Source organism: Streptococcus mitis, assembly GCF_965111735.1.
Classification (GTDB): Bacteria; Bacillota; Bacilli; order Lactobacillales; family Streptococcaceae; genus Streptococcus; species Streptococcus mitis_DR.
The window spans coordinates 510,559-526,011 of sequence record NZ_OZ217346.1; the positions used below are offsets into that span (position 1 = coordinate 510,559).

The following is a 15,453-nucleotide window of genomic DNA, read 5'->3' on the forward strand; positions in this document are numbered from 1 at the left end:
TAATAAAATTTTGCTGATTTCTCAACTATCAAACTGGACTTCTTCTAGTAGATAGTCGATAAAGCGTTCGCCCATCTTAGACAGGCTGGTTTTTTCATGCTGGATATAGACCAGCTCAATTGGGTCATCAATGTCCAGTGGGATAGAAACGATATTGTCTCCGTTGAGGTTGCTGTTCAAAATCCCTGTCGCAATCGTGTATCCGTCCAGACCAATCAAGAGATTAAAGAGGGTGGCACGGTCACTAACCACAATGGATTTCTTGTGATGCTCTTGAGAAAGAATCTCCTCAGAGAAGTAGAAGGAGTTGTGCGTCCCTTGGTCATAGCTGAGGTAAGGGAAGTTTTCTAAATCAGACAATTTAACCTTGTCTTTCTTTGCCAGAGGGTTGGTCTTGCTGACAAAGATATGGGGCTGGGCTGTGAAGAGATGGTGAGCCAGCAGGTGGTTGTCATCCAGCATTTTCGTTAAAACATCACGGTTGTAGCTGTTTAAAAATAGAACACCGACCTCACTACGGAAGTTCTTGACGTCGTCGATAATCTCCCAAGTACGAGTTTCACGAAGGAAGAGCTCGTATTTCTCCATATCGCTTTTCTTGAGCAAAGAGACAAAGGCATTGACCACAAAGGCATAGTGTTGAGACGAAACGCTAAAGAGTTCGCGGTGGGCGACAGGATTTTTATAACGTTCCTCCAAAAGCTGGGTCTGCTCGACAACCTGACGGGCATAAGAGAGAAACTCCATGCCATCACGGGTCAAGGTGATACCCTTGGGATTGCGGATAAAGATTTCAATCCCCATTTCATTTTCCAAATCTCTCACAGCATTGGAAAGACTGGGTTGGGTGATAAAGAGTTGCTTGGCTGCCTCATTCATGGAGCCAGTTTCGACGATTTTGATAATATAATGTAATTGTTGAATTCTCATGTTTTTATTGTACCACACTTGCTTCAGAATCGCCAAAGAAGATAGGAAAATCAGGGGGAGTGTGTGGGTCTCTGTAAAGTAACTAAGAAGAAAATTCTAAATAATTTAAGAAATAGTGTAAAAAAGTAGCTGAGTAAGAGATGAACTGCCCCCCAAAAGTTAGACAGAAAAAATCTAACTTTTGGGGTGTTTTTATCATGAAATTAACTTATGATGATAAAGTTCAGATCTATGAACTTAGAAAACAAGGATATAGCTTAGAGAAGCTTTCAAATAAATTTGGGATAAACAATTCTAATATTAGGTATATGATTAAATTGATTGATCGTTACGGAATAGAATTCGTCAAAAAAGGAAAAAATCGTTACTATTCTCCTGATTTAAAACAAGAAATGATTCATAAAGTCTTACATGAAGGCTGGACTAAAGATAGAGTTTCTCTTGAATATGGCCTCCCAAGTCGTACGATACTTCTTAATTGGCTAGCACAATACAAGAAAAACGGGTATACTATTGTTGAGAAAACAAGAGGGAGAGTACCTAAAATGGGACGTAAGCCAAAAAAGAGACCTGAAGAGAGGACAGAATTAGAACGTCTTCAAGCAGAAAATGAGTACCTGAGAGCGGAGAATGCTATCCTAAAAAAGTTAAGAGAACTCCGATTGAAGGAGGAAAAAGAGAAAGAAGAAAGACAGAAATTGTTCAAGAATTAATGACTGAGTTTTCGTTAGATATTCTTCTAAAAGCCATTAAACTAGCTCGTTCGACCTACTACTATCACTTGAAACAGCTAGAGAAACCAGATAAGGACCAAGAGCTTAAAGCTGAAATTCAATCCATTTTTATCGAACACAAGGGAAATTATGGTTATCGTCGGATTCATTTAGAACTAAGAAATCGTGGTTATCTGGTAAATCATAAAAGAGTTCAACGCTTGATGAAAGTACTCAATTTACAAGCTAAAATGCGACAGAAACGAAAATATTCTTCTCATAAAGGAGACGTTGGTAAGAAGGCAGAGAATCTCATTCAACGTCAATTTGAAGGCTCTAAAACAATGGAAAAGTGCTACACAGATGTGACAGAATTTGCCATTCCAGCAAGTACTCAAAAGCTTTACTTATCACCAGTTTTAGATGGCTTTAATAGCGAAATTATCGCCTATAATCTTTCAACTTCACCCAACTTAGAACAAGTAAAAACGATGTTGGAACAGGCATTCACAGATAAACACTATAAGAATACGATTCTCCATAGTGACCAAGGTTGGCAATACCAACACGATTCTTATCATCGGTTCCTAGAGAGTAAGGGAATTCAAGCATCCATGTCACGTAAGGGGAACAGTCCAGACAATGGTATGATGGAGTCCTTCTTTGGGATTCTGAAATCGGAAATGTTTTACGGTTATGAGAAGTCATTTCAGTCGCTTAAGCAATTGGAACAAGCCATTGTAGACTATATTGATTACTACAACAATAAACGAATTAAGGTAAAACTAAAAGGACTTAGCCCTGTACAATACAGAACTAAATCCTTCGGATAAATTAATTGTCTAACTTTTTGGGGTCAGTACAAGATTGTTCAGCTGTTTTTTAATTGAGAACTATAAAAATTTTCCTCGAAAATAAGAAACTTGCACGATTTACTCATTACTTATCCAATACTAGAGTTTATACTAGTTACTGTAAAGATGATCATCTAAAAGAAGGAAGGAGGCAACCTTATGGCTAAAAATATAAATCGTTCAGAGATTGATTCTTTAAGTTTCGAGGTTGAAAACCAAGAACTTTCCGGGCAATCAGAAGCTAGTGGTACACAGCTTTTAAAATGACACTAGCAGGTCTCTGTGGATTGTGTTTCACCTATTTCTATGAGTGTACGAGAAATAATGTTCGCTGTTAGATAAAACAAAAGGAAAATTCTAGTGTTTTATTACAAAACATTGACAACATTTTGATTTGGTGTTATATTTACGGGGAGAAAGACAAATAAAACAAGACAACTTTGAGATTGATTCTTTGGATTATGGAAATTAATAGCTAAGAATTGGATGGTAAATCTGCTGCTGGGTGGCGTACGGCTGTTAGATTAACAGCACAGGGGCGCGGTGGTTGGTGATTTACATATTCTTATGAATGTATTTCGTCAAACGTGCGCTGTGGATAAAACTCTCTATTTTTTGACAGGAGGATAAAATGGAAGGAATTATTGGAACACTAGAATTCTATGCACCTGTACTGGCCATAGGAGTTGTTGTCATAGGGATTGTTTACTTTATGAAAAAAAGAAACGATCGCAAATAATCAACATCGACCGATACCTGAAAAAGGCATCGGTTTTTTTATTACTTGAATATATTGCACAAAATACTCATGCCAAACATTGAAAGGAACCGTATAATGAGAGAGTAATAAAGAAACGGAGGAATGAAATGATGAAACAGCTTATTGTGACAGGATTAACGAAAACATTTGGTCAAGGGGATAATATCGTTCATGCTTTATCAGATGTGAACCTGTCCGTTGAAAAAGGTGAATTTCTGGCAATTATGGGGGCCAGTGGTAGTGGAAAAACAACACTCCTCAATTGTATTTCAACGATTGATAAACCAACATCAGGTGAGATTCGATTTGAAGATTTTGACATCATCCATGCCAAGGAAAATGAACTAGCTGACTATCGTGCTAAAAACATTTCCTATATTTTCCAAGCTTACAACTTGGTGGAAACCTTGACAGTTTATGAAAATATTGTTCTACCTCTTCAAATTCAGGGGAAAAATATCAAAAAACATCAGGATAAGATTGAGGAAATTTTGGATAAGTTGGCCATCCAAAACTTAAAAGATAAGTTTCCTAATCAGTTATCAGGTGGTCAGCGACAACGTGTGGCAACTGCTAGAGCCTTGATTGATGATTCTAAACTGATTATCGCAGATGAGCCGACAGGAGCCTTGGACTCTGCCAATTCTGAGAAACTGATGGCGCTTTTGCAAGAAATCAATAAAAGTTTTGGTATTACCATTTTACTGGTTACGCATGACCCTGCCGCAGCCAAGTACTCTTCACGGATGGTGCTACTTAGCGATGGAAAGATTATGGATGATTTGGAACGTAACAGCTTATCTAATGAACAGTATTTGCAAGAGATTTACAGCCGTACCAGATAGGAGGAAGAGAGTATGTATCCAAAATTAATTTTACGAAATGTATTTCGAAATTTACAGACTTACACCATCTACTTTTTCAGTCTAACCTTGATTTATAGCTTGCTCTATGCTTTTAATGCTTTACCAAGCCATCCAGTGATGCAAAGTTTATCAGGGGCAAAGGAAATGCTGACGAAGGTGATGAGTCAGTACATGGGCTTGCTTTCCTATTTGATTCTATCAGCAATTGCCTTTCTTATTGTTTACTCCACAAATTTTGTGCTGGGACGGCGCAAGAAAGAGCTGGGACTTTATGCAACGCTGGGAATGAAGAAGAGGCATATTATTCGTACCCTGTTCTTTGAAACCATGCTGGTCAATATCTTTTCCTTGATTCTAGGTTTCTTGCTTGGAGTGATCTTACTGGTCATTCTAGCTAAGATTGCATCTGAGTTTTTCATGGCCAATTACTTTGGTAGTCTGCTTTTTTTTGATAGCAAGTCTGTCATCTTACTAGTTTATTCCTACCTAGTGACTAGTTTCATTGTCGGTGTCATGGACATTATCACTTTTAGAAAGCAAAATATCATTGCACTCATTCAAGAAAATGGGGTCAAAAAATCTGTCTTTGCAAAAGGCAAGCCAGTTCTTCAAGCACTTCTCTTTATTCTTTCGACAGCTGTTATCGGTTTTGGTGCTCTCTATTTTTCAGACTATCACCATCTATCATTCTTGAAAAGCTGGGGTATCTTGCTGGTATCTGTCTTCGTGATTTTTGTGATTTTATTTTACAATACCTTGAGCCATTTTATCTTGGTCTCCCTTAGAAAACTGCCTCAAACCTACTATAACAAACTAAACACTTTTAAAATCCGTCAATTTTCAAAACAAGCTGATAGTAATTCGGTTACGTTGGCTGTCTTATCCTTGACCTTGACACTGGCTCTCAGCTTACTAGTTTTTAGTGGTAGTTCCTATACGACTATGAACCGAGAGCTGAACAAATACTCACCTTATGATGTAACTGTCAATCTCTACCGTGGTAAAGAGTTTCAATTTTCTCAGGAATCTGTCAAAGACAGATTGAAAGCCGATGGCTTTGACTTTAACCTCATCAAAGAGGAGTACAGCTGTCCTATCTATTCTAGTGATTTAACTTATAAAGATTTGATTGATACTAGTAATCTCTGGGAGCATGATAAGAAACTTCCTGAATCAAAAGTACCGATTTTAGGAATTTCTGCCTACAATCATCTCCGCAAACTGCAAGGGAAAAAAGCGGTTGACTTGGCAGAAGACCAATTTCTAGTCAATGCCAATTATAAAGGAACTGCCAAGCAGATCCAGGACTTTCTATCAACGACCAAAACCTTCATGATTAACGGTCATTCTCTCAACCTTGCCTCTTCAAAGCCACTTGAAACAGTTTACTTTTTATCTTCAGTAACTACAAATGACTCAGGAACCTTGATTGTACCAGATAAGGTAGTAGTTGGATTGACGGAAGACCACACGACCTATGTTGCCAATTTCAAGGAAAATATAGACAAACGGGAAGTAGAAACATTCTTGAGTCAGTGGATTGAAAAATACTACTTCACTCGTGATGGAGAAGAGTTGAATTCGTTCGTCTATCAAACGAAAGGAAGAATTTTTGAGATTTATCTTGGATTTATGGGCGTCATTGTCTTTGTCATGATTTTTGTCAGTGTTATTTTTATCATTATTTCCCTCAGTATCTTGTCTCTTCAAACTTCTACAAGTGCTTTGGATAGTGTTAATGATTATCAAATCTTATACCTTCTTGGGAACAAGAGAAAGCAAAATCGCTTTATTCTTTTGCAACAGATTCTAAGTTATTTCTTGGTTCCGCTGGTCATCGCAGGTCCGCTAGCATTTGCCTTGAGTACCGCTCTTTTGGGCTATTTTGAGAATTTCGCTAATACCAGCATTTCTATTGATATCACCTATCTGGGAGTAGCGGTTTTACTCTTTGTTCTTTACTTGCTAGTAACTTACAGAGTAAGTTGGCAAATTATTGAAACTTAAGTCAAATACCAGAGTTGCCTATCCGACAATTCTGGTATTGTGTTATAATGATATTAAAGTAGTTCAGGAAGTGGATACATATGAAACAGTTTGTCAAATCGCTCTCGAAAAACTCACTTTTATTGTGGTGGTTGACGATTTTTAATCATCTAGCTTTAATGATTTATATTTATTATAGGATTCCTCTGGACTTTTCGACAGATTTTTCCTTGCAGATGGTTTTATTGCTGATTATTGCTTTAATTGTATTTAGCTATATTTGTAATATTGTGACCTTTCGGTATAGTGAGTTGAAACTCTGGTTGCTCCTGATGATGTTTCTCATTAGCTGGCAATCCATATTTAATCAAGGAGTTGCGAGCACCCTGTTGCACTTTTTTGATATTCTTCATCCGCTCAACTCTTTTTTATTGGTGTATAGTTCTCTGTCTATTATCTTTCTGGGAGAGAAAATAGGAGAAGAACTGTTGAGTGTGTCCTTTGTGTTGACACTAATCACTATTAGTTCGTATCTGTTAAGTCCTTCAATTTTTCTATTTCTGTCCTTGTTTGCGTCTTTCTTTTTAAACCTTGTTCCCTTGATTTTACTGATTTTATATTATAAAGAGTTGAAAAGTAAACTCAAGTATCAGAGACGAAATTTGTGGATATTAGCTTTGATATTGCCTCTTTCTTATTTCTTTTTGTATATCAATACGAGGGGCGCAGGAGTGATGAACCTAGTCTGGTATCTAGAAATTCTTGGTATCTTAGCTTTTTTACACTTCAAAACGATTGTCAACTCTCTTCAAAAAAGGGTATCAGAGTTGAAATTGTCCTATATAAAAGCTTTTTCACACTTGTTTTTACTGGTTCTGTTTTTGTTAGTAGGTATTTTCATCATCTTTCGTCTCGATTTAAACACGAGCTTTTTGGTCTTGAATATCATGTTACTATTGTTCGGGATTTGTTCGGAAGAATTGATTCGCCTCTTTCGTTCTGCTGAAATGCTAGATGCTAGGGATTATGTAAAAGTTCTCTTTTTAAAGCGTAATCGTATGGTGAAAAGTCTGCTGGCAAATGAAGACACAGAACAACAGTTCTCCGAATTTCTTCACAATGAAATCCTGCAAAATGTGATGGCGATAAAAAATTTCAATAAATATAGTAGCAATCAAGCTTTTGGTGAACAGATCAATCTGGTGACAGAGGAGTTGGTTCAGCGGATTCGTGAGCGGATGGATTATTATCAGCCAATGGTAGAAACAGACGAGCAGTTAGACATCCAGTATCAAGGGCTGATTAATCGGATTGTCAAGCGCTATCACGCAGAAAATGAAGTCGTCACACAGTTTCCTGCCCACTTTAGGCTTTTATCTCCTTACGATAAAATTGCCTATCGTCTGGTTGAGGAGTTGGCGACCAATGCCGTTAAGTACGCTAGTGGTGGAACGATTTCTTTGAAGATTGATGTGCATGATGACACTATTTTTATCATTTCTGAAAATGACTGCCTTCAAACAGAAAAATCCTTAGGTTATGGCTTGAAAAATATGTCTAATAAAATTAGTGTTTTAGGTGGTCAAATGCAGATTTTTGAAAATAATAAGAGATTTCGTGTAGAAATTACTCTCCCGATTGATAAGGAGTTGTGTTATGAAAATTTTGTTAATTGATGATCATAAATTATTTAGCCAAAGTATCAAGATGATTTTAGAGTTATCGGAAAACATTAAAAAGGTCCAGTTAGTGGATAATTTTTCGACTATTTCGGAGATTGCTTTTAATGACTACGACATTATTTTGATTGACATCAACCTGACGAGTCTGTATCAAGCTGATGGGCTGACCTTGGCACAAGAGATTATTGACAATGGTTGTTCTAGTAAGGTTGTGATTTTGACGGGATACAGCAAAAAGATGTATGAACACCGAGCTAAAGCTATGGGGGCTTATGGATTTCTAGATAAAAGTATGGATCCAGATGAGTTGGTGAAAAAACTGGAAAAGATTTATCTAGGAGGTAAGATCTTTTCAGATGAAGTGATGGTAGAGGTGCTAACACCACGAGAAATCGAGATACTAGAACTGGTTAGAAATGGCTTGACTATTGATGATGTCTGTGACAAGGTCTATGTGAGTAAACGTACAGTTTCCAATCACCTGGCCAATATCTTTTCAAAATTGGGAGTGACTAACAGGCAGGAGGCGATTCACATCGCTGAGCAGTTGGGATATTTCCCACCAGATTAAAAAGTTGCAGAAGATGCAGCTTTTTTAATTTCTGTGCTACTTCTTGTGTGAGTCTCTTCTTGAAAAAAACACAAAAATTTGCTAGAATGAGTCTTATGAAAACATTCTATGATGTGCAGCAATTCCTCAAACGATTTGGTATTATTGTTTATATGGGAAAACGCTTATATGATATTGAACTGATGAAGTTGGAACTCTCTCGGATTTACGATGCAGGGTTGATGGATAAACTAGACTATCTAGAAGCAGAAGCGGTTCTACGCAGAGAGCACAAGGTAGAATTGGATTATATTGAGAAAAATGGAGAAAAGAACTAATGGTTACTTGGATTTTGTGGGCACTTATACTAGCAATGTTGGCGTGGATGGGTTTTAACTATCTTCGTATTCGCCGTGCGGCTAAAATTGTGGACAATGAGGAGTTTGAATCCTTGATTCGTACGGGTCAATTGATTGATTTGCGCGACCCAGCAGAATTCCACAGAAAACATATTCTTGGGGCTCGCAATATTCCTTCAAGTCAGTTGAAGACTAGTCTTGCAGCCCTTCGTAAGGATAAACCTGTTCTTCTTTACGAAAACCAACGTGCGCAACGAGTTACAAATGCAGCCCTTTACTTGAAAAAACAAGGTTTTTCTGAGATTTATATCCTTTCTTATGGCTTGGATTCTTGGAAAGGGAAAGTCAAAGTTGAGAAATAAGAAAACGAGCTTGGATGTTTCCGAGCTCATTTTTTAACCACTTTTTCTGAGAAAGTCACGAATGATTGTCAACTCTTCTGAGTTTAGGGGACGGTAGTCTCCTTCTTGAAGATTCTGATCCAAGCTCCAAGGTCCAAAATGGGTGCGCTTGAGGGAGGTCACCTTGACACCAACCGAGAGGAACATTTTCTTAACCTGATGAAATTTTCCTTCTGAAATGGTGATGGAGGCTCGACTGAGGGAAGAACTTGCAGATAGAATTTCTAGTCTTGCGGGTTTACAGACAGTACCATCTAAAAAGACAATTCCTTTTTGAAAGGCTTGGATATGGTCAGGTGTCAGAAGTCCATTAACCTCAACCTGATAAGTTTTATCGACATGATATTGGGGATGGAGGAGCTGAAAGCCCAAAGGACCGTTATCAGTCAAGAGGAGGAGTCCTGTCGTATCTCGGTCCAGTCGGCCGACGGCATAGAGCATGTCAGACTGGATGTCAGGCGGAAGGAGGTCCATGACGGTTGGAAGTTCCCTGTCTTTATTGGCTGTAACGACACCAGTAGGTTTATGAAGCATAAGATAGGTGTGTTCATAGCCTTGAATGATTCGACCCTGAAAAAGGAGTTCTTGTAGCCCTGTATCGATATTTTGAGCTAGGGAGCGGGCTGGGCAACCATCGACTAGAATTTCCCCTTTGAGTAAGGCTTGTTTCATGGCTTTTCGGCTGATTTTTTCTTGGGCTAATAAATTATCTAAACGCATACTGTGCCTATCTTATCATAAGTCGCTTGCTTTGAAAAGGCTTGACGTGAAAAGAAAAGCACAGTGAAAACATTTACACTTGCTTGAGTTATGTTATTTACCTGAAATTATGGTATAATCGTTCAGTTAGAAAATAAATTTTGAATATTATAGAGGAAATCATGACAAAATTAAGAGAAGATATCCGTAACATTGCGATTATCGCCCACGTTGACCACGGTAAAACAACCCTCGTTGACGAATTATTGAAACAATCAGAAACGCTTGATGCACGTACTGAATTGGCAGAGCGTGCTATGGACTCAAACGATATCGAAAAAGAGCGTGGAATTACCATCCTTGCTAAAAATACAGCCGTTGCCTATAACGGAACTCGTATCAATATCATGGACACACCAGGACACGCGGACTTCGGTGGAGAAGTTGAGCGTATCATGAAAATGGTTGACGGTGTTGTCTTGGTCGTAGATGCTTACGAAGGAACCATGCCACAAACTCGTTTCGTATTGAAAAAAGCCTTGGAACAAGACCTTGTCCCAATCGTGGTTGTTAACAAAATCGATAAGCCATCAGCTCGTCCAGCAGAAGTAGTGGACGAAGTCTTGGAACTTTTCATCGAGCTTGGTGCAGATGACGACCAGCTTGATTTCCCAGTGGTGTATGCTTCAGCGATCAACGGAACTTCTTCATTGTCAGATGATCCAGCTGACCAAGAAGCGACTATGGCACCAATCTTTGACACGATTATCGACCATATCCCAGCTCCAGTAGATAACTCAGATGAGCCTTTGCAGTTCCAAGTATCACTTTTGGACTACAATGACTTCGTTGGTCGTATCGGTATCGGTCGTGTCTTCCGTGGTACTGTTAAGGTTGGGGACCAAGTTACCCTTTCTAAACTTGATGGCACAACTAAAAACTTCCGTGTTACAAAACTCTTCGGTTTCTTTGGTTTGGAACGTCGTGAAATCCAAGAAGCTAAAGCGGGTGACTTAATTGCCGTTTCAGGTATGGAAGATATCTTTGTCGGCGAAACTATTACTCCGACAGATGCAGTAGAAGCTCTTCCAATCCTACACATCGATGAGCCAACTCTTCAAATGACATTCTTGGTCAACAACTCACCATTTGCTGGTAAAGAAGGTAAATGGGTAACTTCTCGTAAGGTGGAAGAACGCTTGCAGGCTGAATTGCAAACAGACGTTTCCCTCCGTGTTGAACCAACTGACTCACCAGATAAATGGACTGTTTCAGGACGTGGAGAATTGCACTTGTCAATCCTTATCGAAACCATGCGCCGTGAGGGTTATGAACTTCAAGTATCTCGTCCAGAGGTTATCGTAAAAGAAATCGACGGTGTTAAATGTGAGCCATTTGAACGTGTTCAAATCGACACTCCAGAAGAATACCAAGGGTCTGTTATCCAAAGCCTTTCTGAACGTAAGGGTGAAATGTTGGATATGATTTCAACTGGTAATGGTCAAACTCGTTTGGTCTTCCTTGTTCCTGCGCGTGGTTTGATTGGATACTCAACTGAGTTCTTGTCAATGACTCGTGGTTACGGTATCATGAACCATACCTTCGACCAATACTTGCCATTGATTCCAGGTGAAATTGGTGGTCGTCACCGTGGTGCCCTTGTTTCTATCGATGCTGGTAAGGCTACAACTTACTCAATCATGTCTATCGAAGAACGTGGTACAATCTTTGTCAACCCAGGTACTGAGGTTTATGAAGGAATGATCATCGGTGAAAACTCTCGTGAAAACGACTTGACAGTTAACATCACTAAGGCGAAACAAATGACTAACGTTCGTTCAGCTACTAAGGACCAAACAGCTGTTATCAAGACCCCTCGTATCTTGACACTTGAAGAGTCTCTTGAGTTCTTGAACGACGATGAGTACATGGAAGTAACGCCTGAGTCTATCCGTTTGCGTAAACAAATCCTTAACAAGGCAGAGCGTGAGAAAGCTAACAAGAAGAAAAAATCAGCTGAATAAGAGCTAGAAAGAGATAAAGATGGTTTATTTAATCATAGGAATCCTCTTATTACTACTCTATGTATTTGCGACACCACAAAGCATTAAAGGGACAGTCAATATCGTCCTTGTCGTCTTTGCTTTCGTAGCACTCTTGATTTTACTCATGTTGTCTGTTCTGCAAATCTTTCAGCTACCGACAGAATTCTTTATCGCAGTCGCCATGCTCTTCCTAGCATACTTTAGCTTGCGAGATATTACCCTCATGTCGGTCAGTAAAAGTAAAAGAAGATAAAAGAGAGTTTTGGCTCTCTTTTTTGCTAGGAATTTTACAATAGTTTGATTTTCTTTTTATACTCAATGAAAATCAAAAAGCAAACTAGGAAGCTAGCCGCAGGTTGCTCAAAGCACTGCTTTGAGGTTGTAGATAGAACTGACGAAGTCAGTCTTATCTACGGCAAGGCGAAGCTGACGTGGTTTGAAGAGATTTTCGAAGAGTATTAGTTAATATAGTGGATTGAATTTAGAATAGGACACTACGAATTCTAAAATATTTCTAGAAATGAATATGACTTTCCTAATCTCTTTGTTCATATCTTATTTCAATCTACTACATCATCTCTTTTGCTTGGATAATATGAATGGGAAAAACTTGAATAAAATTCGTTAATGACATCTATTTTTAAGGGAACTGTAAAATTCTATTACTAATGATATCTTAGCAAAATATGTTGATAAATTATATAGAAAGTGATATACTTAAGTTATAAGAAATCGTTTTCAAAATAAGAAAGGATTCAATTTGTTGTCTTGTTGCTCAGGGTGTGATTGATTAAACTAGGAAAATAATTCTAAGAATTTATAACATGTAAAATTTCTTTCTATAGGGTTATTCTCTTATACAAGGAGTCTACTATGAAGAAACTATTCATATTATTATCAACTTTTTTTCTCAGCTTCTTCCTTTCTTGGATTATTGTCTTACGTGCTCCACAATATTTATATGCAAGCTATGATTCCGTCTCCTTACTTCGTGTCAAAAAAGATACTCAGGAACCGACGCGTGAGGTATTTGAACAGGAATTGGAGAAGTTTGCAAACTCAGAACAGAGTTTAATAGCTAGAAGAATTGTAGAGCCGAGTAAGGATGGGGCGACTCACTTTACTTATGCAACTTATGGTCAGGGAACTTTACCAAAAGAATTCCAAGAAGCTAGCCAAGAAAGTCGTGAACGTAGTGATCCGCTAAATAGTTATCTCCTTTTGTCAGGCTCCTTGACGAAAGAAAAGCTAGCCGATAAATTAGGAGATTTGGGTTATAAAGCAATTCCTGACCGAAAGACACCGCCCTATTCTCTTGCTTTTAGGATGTTACTAATTCCCCTTATTTTAATTAGCTTAGCAATATTTGGCTTAGCTTTCTTTGCTTTAGTGATTATCACTCGGATTAAGGAAATGAGAGCAGCAGGTATAAAACTCTTTTCTGGTCAGACTCTCTTATCCATTATGGGGCATTCTTTATCGACTGATATCAAGTGGCTCCTTCTATCAGCCCTCCTTTCCTTCCTAGGTGGGGGAGTCGTTCTTTTTAGTCAAGGTTTGTTTTATCCTATCTTGTTAGCCACCTATGGTTTTGGGATTAGTTTCTATCTGTTGTTTTTATTGGCGATTTCAATTTTACTAATGCTTCTTTATCTAATGAGTTTGAGTTACAAAGCATTAGTTCCCGTTATTAAGGGAAGATTACCCCTTAAACGCTTGATGGCTTTAACCCTATTGTGTCAGTTAGTTGCTGTTTTTACAGTAGGCTACGCTGTTAAGACAGGCTTGACGTCTTACCAACGATTGAAAGAACTTGAAATTTCAAAACAAGCATGGCAGGACAGAGCAGACTATTACCAGATTTCCTTTGGCTTAGGTGATAGAGTAAAAGATACAGAAAATCAGAATAAGTGGTATGCCTTTGCCAAGGAAGCAATCGAAGAAGAACAAGCCCTTTATGTAAAGGATAATCTGCTCCATTTTGCAAATCCTCAAGGAACAAATGAACAAGGAGAGACACTGGATACCTATAGTCCAGATGCTAATACGCTCTATGTTAGTCCCAGTTATTTGGAGAAGGAAAATGTTACTGTAAATGATGATACTAGACAGAAACTAGCCCATCTTCAAAAAGGTGAATTTGGACTCTTATTACCAGAATCTCTTCGTTCACAGGAAGCAGAACTTAAGAAAGCTTTTGAAGAAAGATTGAGTTATTATGGAAAATCTGGTGAGGAGGAAAGTGCTCCTTTAGAGTATGAAATGAGAGCGATTGTTAGTTATCTTCCAACTGGAGAAAAGCGGTTTGTTTATAATAACGGTGAGAATCCTGTATCCACTCAGTATTTGACTGATCCGATTTTAGTTGTATTTACTCCAACATCTATAGGTGATAGTATCATTTCTAAATCTATGTGGTCTATCAATGCTGGTAATAATATCTTTGTCAAAGGATATGAGAGTGGGCTAGAACTCTTGAAGAAAGCTGGAATTTATGAGCAAGTATCCTATCTTAAAGAAAGAAGAAGCGTTTATCTAACTCGTTATAATGAAGTTCAAACTGAAACAGCAACTTTAATCCTAGGAGCTATTGTTGGAATAGCTAGTTCCTTGTTACTCTTTTATTCTGTCAATCTTCTATATTTCGAGCAATTCCGTCGAGATATCTTGATTAAACGAATTTCAGGTTTACGATTTTTTGAAACACATGCTCAGTATATGGTTAGTCAATTTGCCAGTTTTGTATTTGGTGCTAGTCTCTTTATTTTAAGCAGTCGAGACTTGGTGATTGGCTTGCTCACTTTATTAGTCTTTCTAGCTAGTGCAGTTTTGACGCTTTACCGTCAAGCTCATAAAGAATCTCGTGTTTCTATGACAATTATGAAAGGAAAATAGGATGATTGAACTAAAGAATATATCTAAAAAATTTGGAAGCCGTCAGCTATTTTCAGATACGAATCTTCATTTTGAAGGTGGGAAAATTTATGCCTTAATCGGTACAAGTGGCTGTGGTAAGACAACACTCTTGAATATGATTGGACGATTAGAGCCATATGACAAAGGGCAAATCATCTATGATGGCACTTCTCTTAAGGACATTAGGCCTTCTGTTTTCTTTAGAGATTACTTGGGATATTTATTTCAAGATTTTGGCTTAATTGAAAGTCAAACCGTTAAAGAGAATCTCAATCTGGGTTTAGTTGGTAAAAAGTTGAAAGAAAAAGAGAAAATCTCTTTGATGAAACAAGCTCTAAACCGTGTAAACCTCTCTTATTTGGATTTGAAGCAACCTATATTTGAGTTATCAGGAGGAGAAGCACAACGTGTTGCATTAGCGAAGATAATTTTAAAGGATCCGCCTTTGATCCTCGCAGATGAACCAACCGCTTCACTAGACCCCAAAAACTCTGAGGAATTACTTTCCATCCTAGAATCTTTAAAAAATCCGAATCGAACTATTATTATTGCGACCCACAATCCTCTGATTTGGGAGCAAGTGGACCAAGTCATTCGAGTTACCGATTTATCACATAGATGATATGGCGAAATTCAGTTAGAAGAAAGAGTCACAAACACACTTTGTGGCTTTTTTATTTCCATAAAAATGG

The 15,453-nt window shown here is 38.1% G+C and carries 14 protein-coding genes; 11 read left to right on the forward strand and 3 right to left on the reverse strand.

All coding sequences use genetic code 11. From position 1 onward, the window contains the following. Positions 1 to 21 precede the first annotated feature (21 nt). Positions 22 to 930, reverse strand: a complete 909-nt coding sequence (locus ACLV7W_RS02540) for a LysR family transcriptional regulator (RefSeq protein WP_001222592.1) — start codon at positions 928 to 930, stop codon at positions 22 to 24. A gap of 197 nt (positions 931 to 1,127) precedes the next feature. Between ACLV7W_RS02540 and ACLV7W_RS02545 the strand changes: the two genes are divergently transcribed. The 3 genes from ACLV7W_RS02545 to ACLV7W_RS02555 all read left to right on the forward strand — a co-directional run bounded on the left by ACLV7W_RS02545 (position 1,128) and on the right by ACLV7W_RS02555 (position 6,130). Next, positions 1,128 to 2,476 (forward strand): IS3 family transposase gene (locus ACLV7W_RS02545; protein WP_411865386.1). Its coding sequence is split into 2 segments (ribosomal slippage): positions 1,128 to 1,569 and positions 1,569 to 2,476, totalling 1,350 coding nucleotides; the frame shifts between segments, so codons are not numbered across the junction. 891 nt (positions 2,477 to 3,367) lie between these two features. Then, positions 3,368 to 4,102: an ABC transporter ATP-binding protein gene (locus ACLV7W_RS02550; protein WP_050489878.1), complete on the forward strand. Its 735-nt coding sequence runs from the start codon at positions 3,368 to 3,370 to the stop codon at positions 4,100 to 4,102. Positions 4,103 to 4,114: 12 nt separating this feature from the next. Beyond that, the gene (locus ACLV7W_RS02555) at positions 4,115 to 6,130 is read left to right on the forward strand and encodes an FtsX-like permease family protein (RefSeq protein ID WP_411865387.1); all 2,016 of its coding nucleotides are present in this window, start codon (positions 4,115 to 4,117) and stop codon (positions 6,128 to 6,130) included. A 239-nt stretch (positions 6,131 to 6,369) separates the two neighbouring features. Here ACLV7W_RS02555 and ACLV7W_RS02560 read toward each other — a convergent pair whose 3' ends face one another. Beyond that, positions 6,370 to 6,522 (reverse strand): hypothetical protein, encoded by a 153-nt coding sequence (locus tag ACLV7W_RS02560; protein WP_238395603.1) that lies wholly within the window; start codon positions 6,520 to 6,522, stop codon positions 6,370 to 6,372. 534 nt (positions 6,523 to 7,056) lie between these two features. On the opposite strand from ACLV7W_RS02560, the gene ACLV7W_RS02565 reads away from it, so the two are divergent. The 4 genes from ACLV7W_RS02565 to ACLV7W_RS02580 are packed head-to-tail and all read left to right on the forward strand — an operon-like array spanning position 7,057 to position 9,062. Next, positions 7,057 to 7,785, forward strand: a complete 729-nt coding sequence (locus ACLV7W_RS02565; RefSeq protein WP_239682357.1) for an ATP-binding protein — start codon at positions 7,057 to 7,059, stop codon at positions 7,783 to 7,785. Continuing rightward, a complete protein-coding gene (locus tag ACLV7W_RS02570) occupies positions 7,766 to 8,362 on the forward strand; it encodes a response regulator transcription factor (protein WP_261104011.1) in 597 nt (198 codons plus the stop codon). Before ACLV7W_RS02565 ends, ACLV7W_RS02570 begins: the two co-directional genes overlap by 20 nt. Before the next feature lie 47 nt (positions 8,363 to 8,409). Then, the gene (locus tag ACLV7W_RS02575) at positions 8,410 to 8,679 is read left to right on the forward strand and encodes a YqgQ family protein (RefSeq protein WP_033689072.1); all 270 of its coding nucleotides are present in this window, start codon (positions 8,410 to 8,412) and stop codon (positions 8,677 to 8,679) included. Next, entirely contained in the window at positions 8,679 to 9,062 is a 384-nt protein-coding gene (locus ACLV7W_RS02580; RefSeq protein WP_050365443.1) for a rhodanese-like domain-containing protein, read from the forward strand. The genes ACLV7W_RS02575 and ACLV7W_RS02580 overlap by 1 nt, the downstream gene beginning before the upstream one ends. Positions 9,063 to 9,095: 33 nt before the next feature. Here the strand turns inward: ACLV7W_RS02580 and ACLV7W_RS02585 are convergent, their stop codons facing one another. Then, positions 9,096 to 9,821, reverse strand: a complete 726-nt coding sequence (locus tag ACLV7W_RS02585; RefSeq protein WP_411865388.1) for a 16S rRNA pseudouridine(516) synthase — start codon at positions 9,819 to 9,821, stop codon at positions 9,096 to 9,098. Positions 9,822 to 9,982: 161 nt separating this feature from the next. Here ACLV7W_RS02585 and typA point away from each other — a divergent pair, with 161 nt between their 5' ends. From typA to ACLV7W_RS02605, 4 genes are all read left to right on the forward strand, one after another. Then, the gene (typA, locus tag ACLV7W_RS02590) at positions 9,983 to 11,824 is read left to right on the forward strand and encodes a translational GTPase TypA (protein WP_049544361.1); all 1,842 of its coding nucleotides are present in this window, start codon (positions 9,983 to 9,985) and stop codon (positions 11,822 to 11,824) included. 19 nt (positions 11,825 to 11,843) lie between these two features. Continuing rightward, positions 11,844 to 12,098, forward strand: a complete 255-nt coding sequence (locus ACLV7W_RS02595) for a DUF3165 family protein (protein WP_000262670.1) — start codon at positions 11,844 to 11,846, stop codon at positions 12,096 to 12,098. 620 nt (positions 12,099 to 12,718) lie between these two features. Further along, the gene (locus ACLV7W_RS02600; protein ID WP_261049758.1) at positions 12,719 to 14,740 is read left to right on the forward strand and encodes a bacteriocin-associated integral membrane family protein; all 2,022 of its coding nucleotides are present in this window, start codon (positions 12,719 to 12,721) and stop codon (positions 14,738 to 14,740) included. 1 nt (position 14,741) lies between these two features. After that, positions 14,742 to 15,383, forward strand: coding sequence for an ABC transporter ATP-binding protein (locus ACLV7W_RS02605; RefSeq protein ID WP_000571290.1), 642 nt, complete (start codon positions 14,742 to 14,744; stop codon positions 15,381 to 15,383). The last annotated feature ends 70 nt before the right edge of the window (positions 15,384 to 15,453 follow it).

Bases quoted from the DNA above. Each gene is read 5' to 3' on its own strand.
- ACLV7W_RS02585 (WP_411865388.1), bottom strand. From the start codon at position 9,821: ATGCGTTTAGATAATTTATTAGCCCAAGAAAAAATCAGCCGAAAAGCC.
- ACLV7W_RS02540 (WP_001222592.1), bottom strand. From the start codon at position 930: ATGAGAATTCAACAATTACATTATATTATCAAAATCGTCGAAACTGGC.
- ACLV7W_RS02595 (WP_000262670.1), top strand. From the start codon at position 11,844: ATGGTTTATTTAATCATAGGAATCCTCTTATTACTACTCTATGTATTT.
- typA (WP_049544361.1), top strand. From the start codon at position 9,983: ATGACAAAATTAAGAGAAGATATCCGTAACATTGCGATTATCGCCCAC.
- ACLV7W_RS02565 (WP_239682357.1), top strand. From the start codon at position 7,057: ATGTTACTATTGTTCGGGATTTGTTCGGAAGAATTGATTCGCCTCTTT.
- ACLV7W_RS02550 (WP_050489878.1), top strand. From the start codon at position 3,368: ATGAAACAGCTTATTGTGACAGGATTAACGAAAACATTTGGTCAAGGG.
- ACLV7W_RS02600 (WP_261049758.1), top strand. From the start codon at position 12,719: ATGAAGAAACTATTCATATTATTATCAACTTTTTTTCTCAGCTTCTTC.
- ACLV7W_RS02580 (WP_050365443.1), top strand. From the start codon at position 8,679: ATGGTTACTTGGATTTTGTGGGCACTTATACTAGCAATGTTGGCGTGG.
- ACLV7W_RS02555 (WP_411865387.1), top strand. From the start codon at position 4,115: ATGTATCCAAAATTAATTTTACGAAATGTATTTCGAAATTTACAGACT.
- ACLV7W_RS02605 (WP_000571290.1), top strand. From the start codon at position 14,742: ATGATTGAACTAAAGAATATATCTAAAAAATTTGGAAGCCGTCAGCTA.
- ACLV7W_RS02570 (WP_261104011.1), top strand. From the start codon at position 7,766: ATGAAAATTTTGTTAATTGATGATCATAAATTATTTAGCCAAAGTATC.
- ACLV7W_RS02560 (WP_238395603.1), bottom strand. From the start codon at position 6,522: ATGAAGAATATCAAAAAAGTGCAACAGGGTGCTCGCAACTCCTTGATT.